We start from the raw sequence: 14,760 nt of genomic DNA, 5'->3' as shown, positions 1-14,760 counted from the left end.
AGGATTTCTCTACCCTGGATGGGTATCCTGCCGGCAGTTAGGATCGGGTAAGGCGAACGCATGACCTTTCGGCAAGACATTCATAGTTCCGGCATTCCTGTTCTTTGCTTCCCTTGCGAGGCACGGCGTCGCGGTGTCTGCGGTGCGCTCGATCCAGACAATTTGGTTGGGCTCGCCAAGACTTGCTCGCGTCGCCGGATCGAGTCAGGAATGGAGTTGACCGGCGAGGCACAGAACGTCGACAGCTACTCCAACGTGCTTTCAGGCGTGGTAAAGCTATCAAAGAGCCTGTCGGATGGGCGCCAGCAGATCGTCGGTCTCCAGTTTGCACCGGATTTTCTGGGACGTCCTTTCAAGGAGGAAAGCTCGATCAATGCGGAAGCGGCAACAGCAGTCACGCTGTGTTCGTTTCCGCGAGCGGCCGTCGAACGGATGATGAAGGCGTCACGGGAATTCGAGCATCGCCTGCTCAAACAGACGCTGAATGAACTCGATGAGGCGCGCGAGTGGATGGTGACGCTGGGGCGCAAGACAGCTCCGGAAAAGGTGGCGACTTTTCTCCTCATGATGGCCCGGAATATCGATTCCAGTCTCGATGCGGCTTCCGGGTCGGCCTCCTTCGATCTGCCGCTGACGCGTGCCGAAATGTCTGATTTCCTTGGAATCACCAGCGAGACCGTGAGCCGCCAACTGACGCGATTGCGGGCTGACGGGGTGATTCGGATTGAGAACGCACGCCATGTGACGGTGGACAGCATAAGCCGTCTGGAGAAGCGCTGTGGCGGCGGACGCGAGCGGCCCTAAGCGGCGAGGCCATGTCGCATGACTCCGGGGCGGGCCGTGTTTGCCTTTTAATGCGATGTCGCCGCGCCTTCGACGAAGCGGCGTCACGGTCGAGACAAACAGCTTTCGGCCTTTGATAGGAACGTGACCAATCGCCAGGTGTGTTTCGGCACATACCGGCGAAGCATGGTCCTTAATCTGCCACGGCTCGGCGGAACGATCGCGTTCGTTTCCAATGGGATCCGAACAACGTTTGGCAGGGCATCGGCAATAGCATCCAACGCGCGCAGAGCCTCAGCTTTCGCCTCAGCGATCGCGTCTGCGCCCGCCCAACCCAGGGAACGCCTTCCATGAGGGGGTGAGCCCGCGCTGCGTTCCTCGTTCATTCGCCACCTGCTGATTGCGCCGCACAAAATCGTGCGGCCTGACATAGATCAGGGCGAGGGGGCGGCGGCTGCGCGATTAGTGCGCTGCGGATTTGGCATCCACCAGATTCGAGATCGGGATCTGCAATGAAATTCGGCACAGAGATCGTCCTTCTAAGCGTGTTCGCTTTTGCGGCCCTGGTGGCCGCCGGCTTCGGCGTGGATGAACCTTTCCGCCGACACATGTGGGTGTTGTTCTTCGCAGTGGCTGGTTTCACTGCGATCCTGTTGCGCAACACGGAGTTCAGGCCAGCAGCTCCGATTGACCCATCCGCTTACATGGATGGTCCGATCCGCTACGGCGCGATCGCCACCGTGTTCTGGGGTGTCGTCGGCATGCTGGTCGGCGTGGTGATCGCGCTGCAGCTCGCCTACCCCGATCTCAACATCCAGCCCTGGTTCAATTTCGGTCGTTTGCGGCCGTTGCACACATCCGGTGTCGTTTTCGCCTTCGGCGGCAACGCGCTGCTTTGCACGTCTCTGTATGTCGTGCAGCGCACCTGCCGCGCGCGCCTCTTCGGCCGTGATCTCGCCTGGTTCGTCTTCTGGGGCTACCAGCTTTTCATCGTCATGGCCGCGACCGGCTACCTGCTCGGCATCACCGAGGGCCGCGAGTACGCCGAACCCGAATGGTATGTGGATGTCTGGCTGACCATCGTCTGGGTCGCCTACCTCATTCTGTTCCTTGGCACGATCCTGAAGCGCAAGGAACCGCATATCTACGTGGCCAACTGGTTCTACCTGTCGTTCATCGTGACCATCGCGATGCTGCATGTGGTCAACAACCTGTCCATACCAGTCTCGTTCCTGGGCTCCAAGAGCTACTCCGCCTTTTCAGGGGTCCAGGACGCCTTGACGCAATGGTGGTACGGCCACAACGCGGTCGGCTTCTTTCTCACCGCCGGCTTCCTCGGCATGATGTATTATTTCGTGCCCAAGCAGGCGAACCGGCCAGTCTATTCGTACCGGCTGTCGATCGTCCATTTCTGGGCTATCATCTTTCTCTACATCTGGGCCGGGCCGCATCACCTGCACTACACCGCCTTGCCCGATTGGGCGCAGACGCTCGGCATGGTGTTCTCGATCATGCTGTGGATGCCGTCCTGGGGCGGCATGATCAACGGCCTGATGACGCTGTCCGGCGCCTGGGACAAGCTGCGCACCGATCCGATCATACGCATGATGGTGATGGCCGTCGCCTTCTATGGCATGTCGACCTTCGAAGGCCCCATCATGGCGATCCGGGCGGTCAATTCGCTGTCGCATTATACCGACTGGACCATCGGGCACGTCCATTCGGGTGCGCTCGGCTGGGTCGGCATGATCTCGTTCGGCGCGATCTACTACATGGTCCCGAAGCTCTGGAACCGTCAACGGCTCTACTCGCTGAGGCTCGTCACCTGGCACTTCTGGCTGGCGACACTCGGGATCGTCGTCTACGCCGCGGTGATGTGGGTGTCCGGCATCATGCAGGGCCTGATGTGGCGCGAATATGGCGAGCAGGGCTTCCTCGTCTACTCCTTCGCCGAAACCGTCGCCGCCATGCACCCCTACTATGTCATGCGCGCCATCGGCGGCGCCATGTACCTCTCCGGCGCCCTGATCATGGCCTGGAACATCACCAGGACCATCCTCGGCCACCAGCGCGAGGAGGAGCCGATGCCGAGCCCCGTCGCCATCCGACCTGCGCGATCAGGAGCCAGGTAATGGGCTTGATGGACAAACACGCAATCATCGAGAAGAACGCCACGCTTCTTCTCGTTGGCTCGCTGCTCGTGGTGACGGTCGGCGGCATCGTCGAGATCGCGCCTCTCTTCTATCTCGACAATACGATCGAGAAGGTGGAAGGCATGCGCCCCTATTCGCCGCTCGAACTTGTCGGGCGCAACATCTATATGCGCGAGGGCTGCTACCTCTGTCATAGCCAGATGATCAGGCCGTTCCGCGACGAAGTTGAGCGCTATGGCCACTACAGCCTGGCTGCCGAGTCCATGTACGATCACCCCTTCCAGTGGGGATCGAAGCGCACCGGGCCGGATCTCGCCAGAGTTGGCGACCGCTACTCGAATGCATGGCATGTCGCGCATCTTACCGACCCGCGCTCGGTGGTGCCGGAATCGATCATGCCGAGCTATGGGTTCCTGAAAGACACGCCGATCGACGTGAAGGATTTCTCGACGCATCTGGTCGCCAACAGGCTTGTAGCCGTCCCTTACACGGATGACATGATCGCCCACGCCAATGCGGATCTGGGGGCGCAGGCCGATCCCAATGCCGACACATCAGGCCTTGAGGCGCGTTACCCAAAAGCCAAGATCGGCGACTTCGACGGCAACCCGCAACAGGTCACCGAAATGGATGCCCTGCTCGCCTACCTGCAGATGCTTGGCACACTGGTCGACTTCAAAAATTACGACGAAGCCGCCGGCTACCGCTGAGGAGAACGCTGATGACCTACAATTTGATGCGGGCGTTTGCCGACAGCTGGGGCCTGGTTGCGATGGCGCTGTTCTTCGTGGGGTGCATCGCCTTTGCCCTACGCCCCGGCAGCCGAAGGCTGGCCGACGAAGCGGCCCGCATTCCGCTCGAGGACGAGTGATCATGAGCGACGAGCATATCGATGAAATCTCTGGCGTCTCGACCACCGGCCACGAATGGGATGGTATCCGGGAGCTGAACAACCCGCTTCCCAGATGGTGGGTCATCACTTTTTACGTCACCATTGTCTGGGCGATAGGCTACACCATTGCCTATCCAGCATGGCCTCTGTTGCACTCGGCGACAACGGGTGTGCTCGGCTATTCCAGCCGCAACGAGGTCAGGAACGAGCTGACCGCGGCTGAGGCCGCCAAGGGCAAATATATCTCGGCGGTGGAGTCCAAGAGCGTCTCGGAAATCGCCGCGGACGACGGCCTGCGCGAATTCGCAATCGCCGCCGGTGGCGCCGCTTTCAAGGTCAATTGCGTACAATGTCACGGCTCCGGCGCCCAGGGTTCCAAGGGCTTTCCCAATCTCAACGACGACGACTGGCTATGGGGCGGCAAGGCCGAGCAGATCCAGCAGACGATTACGCACGGCATCCGCTTTGCGACTGATGCGGAAACGCGGCTGTCGGAAATGCCGGCCTTCGGCGACATCATTACCGCCGACCAGATCGCACAAGTCAGCGCCTACGTGGCCAGCCTTTCCGGCAAGGTCCGCGATGCAAGTCTGATCCAACCCGGCGCCAAGGTCTTTGCCGAGAATTGCGTGGCCTGTCACGGCGACAATGCAAAAGGCAACAGGGAATTCGGCGCCCCCGACCTGACCGATGCGATCTGGCTCTATGGATCCGGTGAGACAGCCATCGCCGCACAGGTCCGTGCGCCAAAACAGGGCGTCATGCCGGCCTGGGTTGGCCGTCTCGGCGAGATCAAGGTCAAGGAACTTGCAGTTTATGTCCATTCGCTTGGCGGCGGAGAATAGGAATGGAAGCCCTATTCTTCGGTCCCCCCTGCCAAGCGGACGAGGCCTGGCGTGAGCCGGGCCTCGACACCATCCCTAATGCGATCTGCACAACCCGGCAAGGCTATCCTACGGCGAGGCTTTACGACAGGTGCCCCTGACATCGGCTGGGAAAGTGGAGTTGCACATGCGTGACAAGACGCAGTTGACAGGGCTCGAAACAGAAACTGTCAATTCCGCCAAAACCCGCAAGCCGCTTTATGCCGCGCGTCAAAAGATCTTTCCGAAGCGCGCCTCGGGCAACTTTCGTCGCTTCAAATGGCTGGTGATGACGATCACACTTGGCATCTATTACCTGGCTGCGTGGCTGCCTTGGGCTCGCGGTCCATTTGCCCCGGACCAGGCAGTCCTGCTCGATCTCGCGAACCGGCGCTTCTACTTCTTCTTCATCGAGATATGGCCCCAGGAATTCTTCTATGTGGCCGGCCTCCTGGTCATGGCGGGCGTCGGTCTTTTCCTGATCACCTCGACTGTCGGCCGTGCCTGGTGCGGCTATGCATGCCCTCAGACGGTGTGGGTCGATCTGTTCCTCGTCGTCGAACGTGCGATCGAGGGGGACCGTAACGCCCGCATGAAGCTCGATGCAGGTCCCTGGACCGCGCGCAAGCTCATGCTGCGCGTGTTCAAGCACACCATCTGGCTCGTCATAGGCGCGGCGACTGGCGGCGCCTGGATCTTCTATTTTGCCGATGCGCCGACGCTGGTCGGCGAACTCTTCACCGGCACCGCGGCGCCCGTCGCCTACATCACCGTCGCCGTCCTGACGGCGACCACCTACACGTTCGGCGGGCTGATGCGAGAACAGGTCTGCACCTATATGTGCCCATGGCCGCGCATCCAGGCGGCCATGCTCGACGAAAGTTCGCTCACCGTCACCTACAATGACTGGCGCGGCGAACCGCGTTCTCGCCATGCGAAGAAGGTGCAAGCTGCAGGGCAGTCCGTCGGCGACTGCGTCGACTGCAATGCCTGCGTCGCGGTCTGCCCGATGGGGATCGACATTCGCGATGGCCAGCAGCTCGAATGCATCACCTGCGCGCTCTGCATCGACGCCTGTGACGGCGTCATGGACAAGCTCGGCAAGGAGCGCGGGCTGATCTCCTACGCGACGCTCTCCGACTACAACACCAATATGATGCTGGCAACCGCGGGCGGCTCCAGTTCAGTCAACCCGTCGCTGGTCAGGACCGCTGATGGCCTGTTCTCCGACAAGGTAGCGCATTTCCACATCCGCAAGATCTTTCGGCCGCGCACCTACGTCTACATGGGCTTGTGGTCGCTGATCGGCCTCGGCCTGCTCTATTCCCTGCTGACGCGCGACCGGCTCGAACTAAACGTGTTGCATGATCGCAATCCTCAGTTCGTCACGCTGTCCGACGGCTCCATCCGCAATGGCTATACCGTCAAGCTGCTCAACATGATCCCGGAGCCGCGGACGCTCGTCGTCACGATCCAAGGCCTGGATGGAGCTGACATGAGCGTGGTCGGCGAAGATATCCCGGCAGGCCGCTCATTCGCCATTCCGGTCGAACCCGACCGCCTGAAAATGCTGAAAGTCTTCGTGCGCCAGCCCGCGGGCCAGATCCGCGCGCCGGCGCAGACTTTCAAGTTCCGCGTCGAGGACAGAGCCAGCTTCGAATCGAACGAGTACACCGCCACCTTCAACGCGCCGGAGGCCCCCAGATGACTGCCAATGTACAAAAGCCTCGTGAATTTACCGGCAGGCACATGCTGGCCATCATCCTCGCCTTTTTCGGCGTGATCATCGCGGTCAATTTGACCATGGCGACGCTCGCCAGCACAAGCTGGACTGGCCTCGTCGTCGAAAACACCTATGTGGCGAGCCAGCAATTCAACAAGAAGGCCACGGAAGGACGGGCACAGGCAGCCCTTGGCTGGACCGGCAAGCTGACCATCGCATGGGGTGAAGTCCGCTACAGCCTCACCGATGCCGCTGGCAAGCCGGTTCCCCTGCACGGCGTCAAGGTGCTGTTTCGCCATCCCGCGTACGAGAAGGAGGACAAGTCGGTCACCCTCGCACCCGCCTCGGGCCAGGAATTCGCAGCCCAGCACATGCCGAAGGACGGCGTCTGGATTGTCGAAGTCGACGCCGACGCCGGTCTGGATAAACCGTATCGCGACGTCCGCAGGATCATGATTTCCCATGGAGCGCTGCAATGAGTTGTTGTGCACCGGGCGCCGAAATGGCGCTTGATCTGGGCAGCACCACGTCGGTCCTGCCGTCTAGTCAGGAGATCAGGCTGGCGAGCCGATCGCTTGGCGATGATCTCCGCCAAACCGATCTTTCGGTGCCGAGCGTTCATTGCGCAGCTTGTATCCAGACGATCGAGACGGCGTTGGGAACGCTCGATCGCGTCGAGAGCGCCCGCGTCAACCTGTCGACGAAACGGGTCTCGGTCCGCTGGCGTGGCGACGAGGTTCCACCGTTCGTCGCCGCGCTTGGACGGCTCGGCTACCAGGCGCATCTCTTCGCCCCCGAGATTGATGAAAAGGACAGGACGCTTTCGGAGTTGATCCGCGCCGTCGCGGTTGCCGGGTTCGCGGCGGGCAATATCATGCTGCTTTCGGTCTCTGTCTGGTCCGGTGCCGAAGGCGCTACCCGCGACCTGTTCCACTGGGTCTCTGCGCTTATCGCCATCCCTGCACTCGCCTTCGCCGGCGGCATCTTCTTCCGCTCGGCCTGGAATGCGTTGCGCCACGGCCGCATGAACATGGACGTGCCGATCGCGGTCGGGGTGTCGCTTGCCTACGCCATGAGCCTCTATGAGACGATCAACCATGGCGACCATGCTTATTTCGATGCATCGGTGTCGCTGCTGTTCTTCCTGTTGATCGGCCGCACGTTGGATCACGTGATGCGCGAACGTGCCCGGATCGCCGTGAAAGGCCTGTCCCAGTTGGCCGCACGTGGCGCCATGGTGCTGCGCGGCGACGGCGCACGCGACTATCTGCCGGTTGGCGAGATCGAACCAGGGATGCAGCTGCTGATTGCTGCCGGCGAAAGGATACCCGTCGACGGCAAAATCATTCAAGGGGCATCGGATCTGGACTGTTCGCTTGTCTCGGGCGAGAGCACGCCTCGAAGCGTTGCAGCAGGCGAAGCCGTGCAGGCTGGTGTCCTCAACCTAACCGGCCCGCTGACGATTGAGGCGACAGCCGCCGCGAAAGATTCGTTTCTGGCGGAAATGGTTCGGCTCATGGAAGCCGCAGAGGGCGGCCGCGCGCATTATCGCCGGATCGCCGATCGCGTTTCAGCGCTCTATGCCCCGGTGGTTCATCTCACAGCCTTCGCGACGTTCCTTGGCTGGATGGCGGTGACCGGCGACTGGCATAGGGCGATAACCATCGCCATTGCCGTTCTGATCATCACCTGCCCGTGCGCGCTCGGCCTCGCCGTACCGATCGTTCAGGTGGTCGCCGCGCGGCGTCTGTTCGAGAACGGCATCATGGTCAAGGACGGTTCGGCCATGGAGCGCCTGGCGACGATTGATAACGCAGTGTTCGACAAGACCGGAACGCTCACGCTCGGACAACCCCGGCTCCTCAATGCATCGTCGATCGATCCGGCCATGCTGGCAATCGCGGCAGACATGGCCGCGCACTCGCGTCACCCGTTTTCAAAGGCCATAACCGGCTTTGCCGCTCCTGGCGGGCAACACAAATTCGATGCCGTCACAGAGCATCCGGGGTTCGGGATCGAAGCCACTGTCGCCGGAAGCATCTGGCGGCTGGGTCGACGCGGATGGGCTGGATGGAAGGCCCGGACCGGTGGTGAAGGCAACCATGGCTATGGCGGAACGGTGCTGACAAAAGACGGGTTCATTGTCGCGACCTTCGATTTCGAGGATGCGCTGCGCGCCGACGCGGCGGCGGCGATCAAGCGATTGAACGATACTGGGGTGTCGATGCAAATGCTGTCGGGCGATACCGCAGGTGCCTGCGGCGAAGTTGCAAGAATGCTGGGTGTCGACGACTTCGTTCCGTGCCTGCTGCCGTCGGGCAAGGTCGAGCGCATCGAGACCCTGGCGAAAGACGGACACAAGGTTCTGATGGTTGGCGACGGCCTCAACGACACGCCGGCGCTGAGCGCGGCGCATGTCTCGATCGCTCCGGCCACCGCCGCCGACATTGGCCGCAATGCCGCCGACTTCGTATTCCTGCGCGAAAGCCTTCTGGCAGTGCCTCTCGCGCTGGACGTCTCGCGCAAGGCGGGACACCTGATCCGCCAGAACATCGCGATTGCGATCGTCTACAATGCCGTCGCCGTGCCGATCGCCATCCTGGGCCACGCCACGCCTTTGTTAGCGGCGATTGCCATGTCTGCCTCATCGGTGCTTGTTATTGGAAACGCATTGCGCTTGCACGGCTTCGGGGCGAATGCGACGCTGCAAGTTATTCAAAAAGTCGGACGCTCCGCAGTCAGCTATTCGGCATAATCCTCGTGACGACGTTGCTCTATCTCATACCAGTGGCCCTTTTTCTGGGTGCACTGGGTGTGTCCGGCTTCGTCTGGGCATTGCGAAGCGGTCAATACGAAGATCTCGACGGAGCCGCCGAGCGGATACTAATTGATCGGGACGACAAACCGGAACGCTGATTTCAATCCGCTGTGCATAAGATGCGCGGATCGCGCTCGTCAGTCGAGCCGGCTCGGTCGGGAACAAGCTGTCCATGCTCCATGCTCCATGCTCCATGACCATCTTGACCTAAGCTGCACACTACATTTGTGAAAAGCCTCTGTCGTGCGAAGGACTGCCTACCATTGCACCCAGTATGAGGCGGCTGATGCCACGAGAGTACCTCGCGTGGCCGGACGAGAGCTTGGCAATGTGCGCACGGGTTCCAAAGTGGAACGTCACGGTCGATCACCTGACCGTGAACCGCCAGTGCCGATTGGTCATGTCTGGCTGATCCAGATCAGGGTCATACTCATCGGTGTGGTCTATTGACCAGTCTTCGACGGAGAAATGCATGACTTACGGAAAGATTGGTCGTCATTATCAGCACCTTCACGGTTCTGGGTTTTCTGTCGTGTGGTCGGCCATGCCTTGTGCTTACGGCGCAGCCATTAGCTGACCGGCGTCGTGTGTATCTCGCTTGCTGGCTGACCATCCGCGTGGCTGCGCGGACAGGGGGGCCGATCAACAGCTTTCGCCTTTGATGGGTTGTGTGCGTCGTTGCCGATCCATCCCGATTCCCGGCCCGCGCCTTGAGGCTATGCGACGGTACCGGAACCCAGCGCACGTCACGCGGTTCCGCGCGCGTGGTGTCCGCTCGTCACGACGATGAACGAACAAGCGGCTGGAGTACCATGAACACCGTACACATCATCGACTGCCACAATGCAAATGACTACTTCGCCGACAGGCAAGAGGGACCGATCGTGCAGCACTTGTTAAAGGCTGTCAACATCCGCGCGGAGCTCCACATGGCGTTGAACCGAACGAAATTTGGTGAGGCTGTAGTACGAGCGATGGAGGCGGAGTGCGACGTGCTTCACATCGCCGGGCACGGCAATGGTGACGGGATCGCTTCGTCCAGTGGGCGAAGTGGCCTTCTTTGGGCTGACTTCGTAAAAATGTTCCAGGGCTCGCATCCAGCGCCGAAGATCCTCGTGATGTCAACGTGCTGCGGAGCATCATCGGGGTTGGGACGTGCGTTTTCGAGATCGATCAACCGTCCGAAGTTGATCATTGGTTCGAGTGACGCGCGCTATTTCGACGACTATGTCGCCGCGTGGGCTTTGCTCTATCGGCGACTGAATTGCAAGGACATCGACATCGAAGCCATGCAGCAGGTTCTTGATGAGATATGCGCGGTCGTGGATAAAAGTTTCCGCTACCTTGGCTGGGATGACGAGAGAGAGCGCTACGTTCGATACCCTCACCCTCGCAAGAGAGCCCGCTTCGACGTCGTGGAGCGTGAGTAGTATGCGCAAGGGTTCCAGGTGGAATGTGGCGATCGATGCGGCGCGGCCGTCGCTGACCAGCGTCGCGAGTGTCTCGCTTGCTGGCGGCGATCTGCGCGGCTGCGCGGCGAAAGGGCGGGATCGGTTAGCCGCATCCACCTCTGAGCGCTTTGAGTGCTTCGTTGCCGATCGATGCGAATCTCCCGGCCCAGCGCCTTTAGGCAATGCGGCGGGCACGGAGCTCATGTCACTCGGCTCAGTTTCACCGTTACACGAGGATAGGCGACCGGATGGCGGCACGCTGATGGGCTCTGACGATAATTTTGACATCGTTGTCGTTGGAGCCGGCCCGGTCGGCCTTTCGTTCGCTGCGTCGCTTGCCCAAAGCGAACTCAAGGTGGCAGTTGTTGAACAGAACACATTCGATAGTCTGGCGAATCCGGCTTTCGATGGTCGCGAAATCGCGCTGACCAACGCTTCGATCAGAACCCTTCGCGAGCTCGGCGCCTGGGATGTCATTCCGGCTTCGGACAAATCAGCACTTCAAGGCGCGCGCGTGCTCAACGGCTCGAGCGCATTCGCTCTTCGTTTCGATCCTCCCAGCAACTCTGGAGAACCGCTGGGGGTTTTGGTTCCAAATTGCCGGATCCGCGAGGCGCTGTTCAAAATCGTCCGCTTGCAGGATCGCGCCCGGCTGTTGTGCGGCCACTCGGTCGTCGATGCAACAAACAGCCAAGAAGGAGCAGTCGTAACGCTCTCTAATGGCGCGCGTTTAACTGCTCGGCTGGTTGTTGCCGCGGATTCGCGTTTGTCCGCCACGCGTGATCTGCTAGGCATCGGCGCCGATATCAACCGGCTTGGCCACTCGATGCTGATTTGCCGAGTGAGGCACGAGCGCGCCCACCACCAGATCGCCATCGAATGGTTCGATCACCATCAGACGATAGCGATATTGCCCCTAGCGGAGGGCATGTCGTCGCTGCTGCTCACATTGCGCTCAAACGAGGCCTATAGACTGCTTGCCTTCGATGATGATTTGTTCCTGTCGGAGTTGACGAAACGGTGTCGAGGGCGCCTTGGAAAAATGACCTTGGCAAGCAAGCGCCACACCTATCCGCTGGTCACGACCTGGGCGCACAAATTCCGGGCGCCGAGCGCCGCACTCATCGGCGACGCTGCCATCGGCATGCACCCGGTGACCGCTCACGGGTTCAACATCGGTCTCAGCAGCCAGAAGCAACTCGCCCGTGGAATCATGACTGCGTGCCGCGACGGCCGCAATGTTGGCGACCCCGACATGCTGCATATATACGAAAGGCGGCTGCGCCTGTCGGCGGCGCCGCTCTACCATGCAACGAACATATTGGTTGGACTCTACTCCAGAGACCACCTGGCGGCACGGCTTGCAAGGCATCTGGGGCTTCGCTTTGCCCAACATGTTCCCCTTGTCCGGCATGGGATTTCGGCGGAGCTCCAGCGGTGATACTGCACCAGCAGTCGCATTTTTGCGCGTGCTGGGCGAGCGATGGGAGAGAGTGCATGATGCACCGGAGTAATCCTGCTCCCCGACGCTGATCTCCGATTGAAGAATTAACCCGTCCTTCAGGGGGGCTGCATAGGCTGCGGACAAGCAGGAGTAAGCAAGCTGACCCGTCCAGCCTTGGAAAAAGAAGATCCGCTGGAGGCGAGAATCCTTCAGGACCAGCTCGCTGATCTGAGGGCAGGCCTTTTCGTCTCAATGCCGATAAGCATTGTGCTGTCCGGGCTGATTTTGACCGTGCAGGCCCTTTCCGGGAACGGTCTTGCTGGCGCGGCCTGGTTTTCGGTCGTTAATGCGATAAATGCCGCCCGCCTTGCACTCGCCCGTCATCAGCTGAAGGAACCCGGAGTCCAGGATGATCTGACACGGGTTTGGCTGCGGCTTCGCTGGTTTGGCAGGCTTGCTCTTCTGGCGGGATTCACCTGGTCATTCCTTGCCGTCCTAACGGCTGGATACACGACGTCTCAAGCATCGCTGCATCTAATAATTCTGGCGGGCATTTCAGCTGGCGCGGTCACGTACGGCAGCTCATATGCTGCGGCAGCGATATGCTTCATCACACCGCCACTCCTCATTGCCGCCGCATGTTTGCTGACGAAGGGAGCCCCGGAAAACTACATTCTGGCTTTTGCCGTCCTGCTTTTCGAGGGCGGCCTGGTTCGATCCTCGTTCGTTGGACAAGCGCGCTTCCGTGACGCGAGCCGCCTGAGACATCAAGCCGAGCGGCTTGCCGCGGAAATGGAGCGCAATTCCAGGGAGGACCATCTTACCGCGCTCCTCAACAGGCGGGGCCTCGAACATGCAATCGATCAGTTTGAGAACACCGATGGACCCTTTGTGGCCATGCTGATTGATCTGGACGGGTTCAAATCTGTCAACGATACCTACGGTCACAGAACGGGTGACGAGCTGCTTGCCAGGATCGCCCGCCGAATAGAGGAAGAAGCACCGGAGGGCTCAACGCTCGCCCGCATCGGTGGGGATGAATTCGTGCTGGTTTTTTCTTCGCGAAAGAATTCTCCTTCTCCCACCAATCTCGCGTCCAATCTCATAGCCAAGCTTGCTCGCCCCTATCCTGGGATCGCATCAGTCCGCATTGGAGCGTCTATAGGAATCTACTTGGCTGAAAACCCCGGACTAACGGAAATGTTGTTGCGGGCCGACATCGCCCTTTACACAGCTAAGCGCCGCGGCAGGAATGAATTTTGTCTGTTCGATGCCGAGCTAGCCCGGGAGTTGCAACGCCGCCAGTCAATCGAACGCGATCTTCATTCGGCGATAACGATGAGAAGCTTGGTCGCTTGGTTTCAGCCAATCGTAAGACTCGAAACTGAAGCCGTCGTCAGTTTTGAAGCCTTGCTAAGATGGTCTCACCCGCTTCACGGTCCCATTTCTCCGCCCGAGATCATGACAGCGGCACGCGAAACTGGAATGCTTCAGCTGCTAACTCAAACGGTATTCGCCGACTGTTGCGCTCTTATCGAGGGCTTGGTCAAAGCTGACCGTCGTGATGTTCGTGTGGCGATGAATGTTTCACCGTGCGAGTTGGAAGCTGGCGATATTGACGAGATGATTCTTAATGGTCTGGCGGCAAAAGACCTCCCTGCAACGATGTTCGACATCGAGATTACCGAAGAAGCCCCAGTGGATCCGGACAGAGTGGATGAAAAGCTCGCCCGGCTTTCACATGCTGGCATTTCTATCGCGCTCGATGACTTCGGCACCGGTTTTTCGACGTTGGCATCGCTCAAGGACAGTCGGATCAGGAAGGTGAAAATAGATCAGGGCTTCGTTCGCGGCTTAGCCAAGTCCCGGGAGAATCGGCTGCTTGTCAAAGCGGTGATTGATCTTGGTAGGACGCTCGGGATCGAGGTCATGGCCGAGGGCGTTGAAACAGAGGCAGATCGGCAAACTCTGTACCAGCTTGGCTGCAGAACCGCGCAGGGCTTCCTGTTCTCTAAGGCAGTGCCTCTCCATTTGGCACTTGATTCGGTAGTAAAAGAGCACGCGAAGGAGTTGTGACCGGCCTCTCCGTCCGTGCTGCTCGCGGAACTTTCATGTGGGGTGGACCTGACGCGCGAAAGCCGTTTCGGACGGTAGAGTTATTACGGGGCGAAACTGAGCACGTGGTTTGGATAGCAGCAATCCGGTCCACCGGCGCACATGCAGCGGCTTCATACAAGCGTTCAAGTTGCGAGATGAGCTTGAGTGAACGACGTCGGAGAATTGCGTCCTTTGGACGCTGGTTTCGCGGTTCCCGTAGGATTCGATTACGGGAAGCGTTCTTGGCTGCTTCTCGGCTCAGCGCTCATCGGGATGAACAACGTACCCGCGGTCAAGGTCTTCGCGACCTCAACCCAGTCACCATCCCGCAACAGCAGCGGTCGGGTCCTGATCAAGCGCTCAGCCTCAGCACAGGTGCTGGAGCAACGGTAGAGCGCGGAAAACGTGTATCGGAATGCGCTGGCTCACCATAGGAAGCTGCCACGGCATGTCGAATGTCCCCAGGGGGCCGACCGTTCCCTTGCATTTGTCTCGATGACGGGCTCTCAAAGCTAAAGCCAAGAGAGCTTTATAAA

Annotated in this window: 12 protein-coding genes; all 12 read left to right on the top strand. The window is 59.9% G+C overall.

All coding sequences use genetic code 11. The annotated features are described in order from the left end of the window. Positions 1 to 60 precede the first annotated feature (60 nt). The 12 genes from EOB59_RS07415 to EOB59_RS07360 all read left to right on the top strand — a co-directional run bounded on the left by EOB59_RS07415 (position 61) and on the right by EOB59_RS07360 (position 14,203). Positions 61 to 804: a Crp/Fnr family transcriptional regulator gene (locus EOB59_RS07415; protein WP_024502861.1), complete on the top strand. Its 744-nt coding sequence runs from the start codon at positions 61 to 63 to the stop codon at positions 802 to 804. Positions 805 to 1,295: 491 nt separating this feature from the next. Then, complete coding sequence (gene ccoN, locus EOB59_RS07410) at positions 1,296 to 2,915, top strand: cytochrome-c oxidase, cbb3-type subunit I (RefSeq protein ID WP_024502862.1); 1,620 nt, start codon at positions 1,296 to 1,298, stop codon at positions 2,913 to 2,915. Next, positions 2,915 to 3,646 (top strand): cytochrome-c oxidase, cbb3-type subunit II, encoded by a 732-nt coding sequence (ccoO, locus tag EOB59_RS07405; RefSeq protein ID WP_024502863.1) that lies wholly within the window; start codon positions 2,915 to 2,917, stop codon positions 3,644 to 3,646. Before ccoN ends, ccoO begins: the two co-directional genes overlap by 1 nt. Before the next feature lie 11 nt (positions 3,647 to 3,657). Continuing rightward, the gene (locus tag EOB59_RS07400; RefSeq protein WP_024502864.1) at positions 3,658 to 3,807 is read left to right on the top strand and encodes a cbb3-type cytochrome c oxidase subunit 3; all 150 of its coding nucleotides are present in this window, start codon (positions 3,658 to 3,660) and stop codon (positions 3,805 to 3,807) included. Positions 3,808 to 3,809: 2 nt separating this feature from the next. Next, positions 3,810 to 4,673 carry a cytochrome-c oxidase, cbb3-type subunit III gene (gene ccoP, locus EOB59_RS07395; protein ID WP_024502865.1) on the top strand — a complete coding sequence of 288 codons (864 nt, stop codon included), beginning with the start codon at positions 3,810 to 3,812 and terminating at the stop codon, positions 4,671 to 4,673. Between the two features lie 166 nt (positions 4,674 to 4,839). Next, a complete protein-coding gene (ccoG, locus tag EOB59_RS07390; RefSeq protein ID WP_024502866.1) occupies positions 4,840 to 6,399 on the top strand; it encodes a cytochrome c oxidase accessory protein CcoG in 1,560 nt (519 codons plus the stop codon). Continuing rightward, a complete protein-coding gene (locus tag EOB59_RS07385) occupies positions 6,396 to 6,893 on the top strand; it encodes a FixH family protein (RefSeq protein ID WP_024502867.1) in 498 nt (165 codons plus the stop codon). The genes ccoG and EOB59_RS07385 overlap by 4 nt, the downstream gene beginning before the upstream one ends. Next, positions 6,890 to 9,169: a cation-translocating P-type ATPase gene (locus EOB59_RS07380; RefSeq protein WP_024502868.1), complete on the top strand. Its 2,280-nt coding sequence runs from the start codon at positions 6,890 to 6,892 to the stop codon at positions 9,167 to 9,169. Before EOB59_RS07385 ends, EOB59_RS07380 begins: the two co-directional genes overlap by 4 nt. 5 nt (positions 9,170 to 9,174) lie before the next feature. Beyond that, positions 9,175 to 9,330: a cbb3-type cytochrome oxidase assembly protein CcoS gene (gene ccoS / locus EOB59_RS07375; RefSeq protein WP_081714250.1), complete on the top strand. Its 156-nt coding sequence runs from the start codon at positions 9,175 to 9,177 to the stop codon at positions 9,328 to 9,330. 714 nt (positions 9,331 to 10,044) lie between these two features. Next, entirely contained in the window at positions 10,045 to 10,662 is a 618-nt protein-coding gene (locus EOB59_RS07370) for a hypothetical protein (RefSeq protein WP_024502869.1), read from the top strand. Positions 10,663 to 10,942: 280 nt separating this feature from the next. Next, on the top strand, positions 10,943 to 12,124 hold the full coding sequence (gene ubiM / locus EOB59_RS07365) for a 5-demethoxyubiquinol-8 5-hydroxylase UbiM (protein ID WP_024502870.1): 1,182 nt from the start codon (positions 10,943 to 10,945) through the stop codon (positions 12,122 to 12,124). A 177-nt stretch (positions 12,125 to 12,301) separates the two neighbouring features. Next, positions 12,302 to 14,203 carry an EAL domain-containing protein gene (locus EOB59_RS07360; RefSeq protein WP_024502871.1) on the top strand — a complete coding sequence of 634 codons (1,902 nt, stop codon included), beginning with the start codon at positions 12,302 to 12,304 and terminating at the stop codon, positions 14,201 to 14,203. Positions 14,204 to 14,760 lie beyond the last annotated feature (557 nt).

The sequence above is a fragment of the Mesorhizobium sp. M7A.F.Ca.MR.176.00.0.0 genome, assembly GCF_004023165.1.
In the GTDB taxonomy this organism is placed as follows: domain Bacteria; phylum Pseudomonadota; class Alphaproteobacteria; order Rhizobiales; family Rhizobiaceae; genus Mesorhizobium.
Note: the sequence above shows the minus strand (reverse complement) of the source record. Positions and strands in the feature narration are given on the sequence as shown.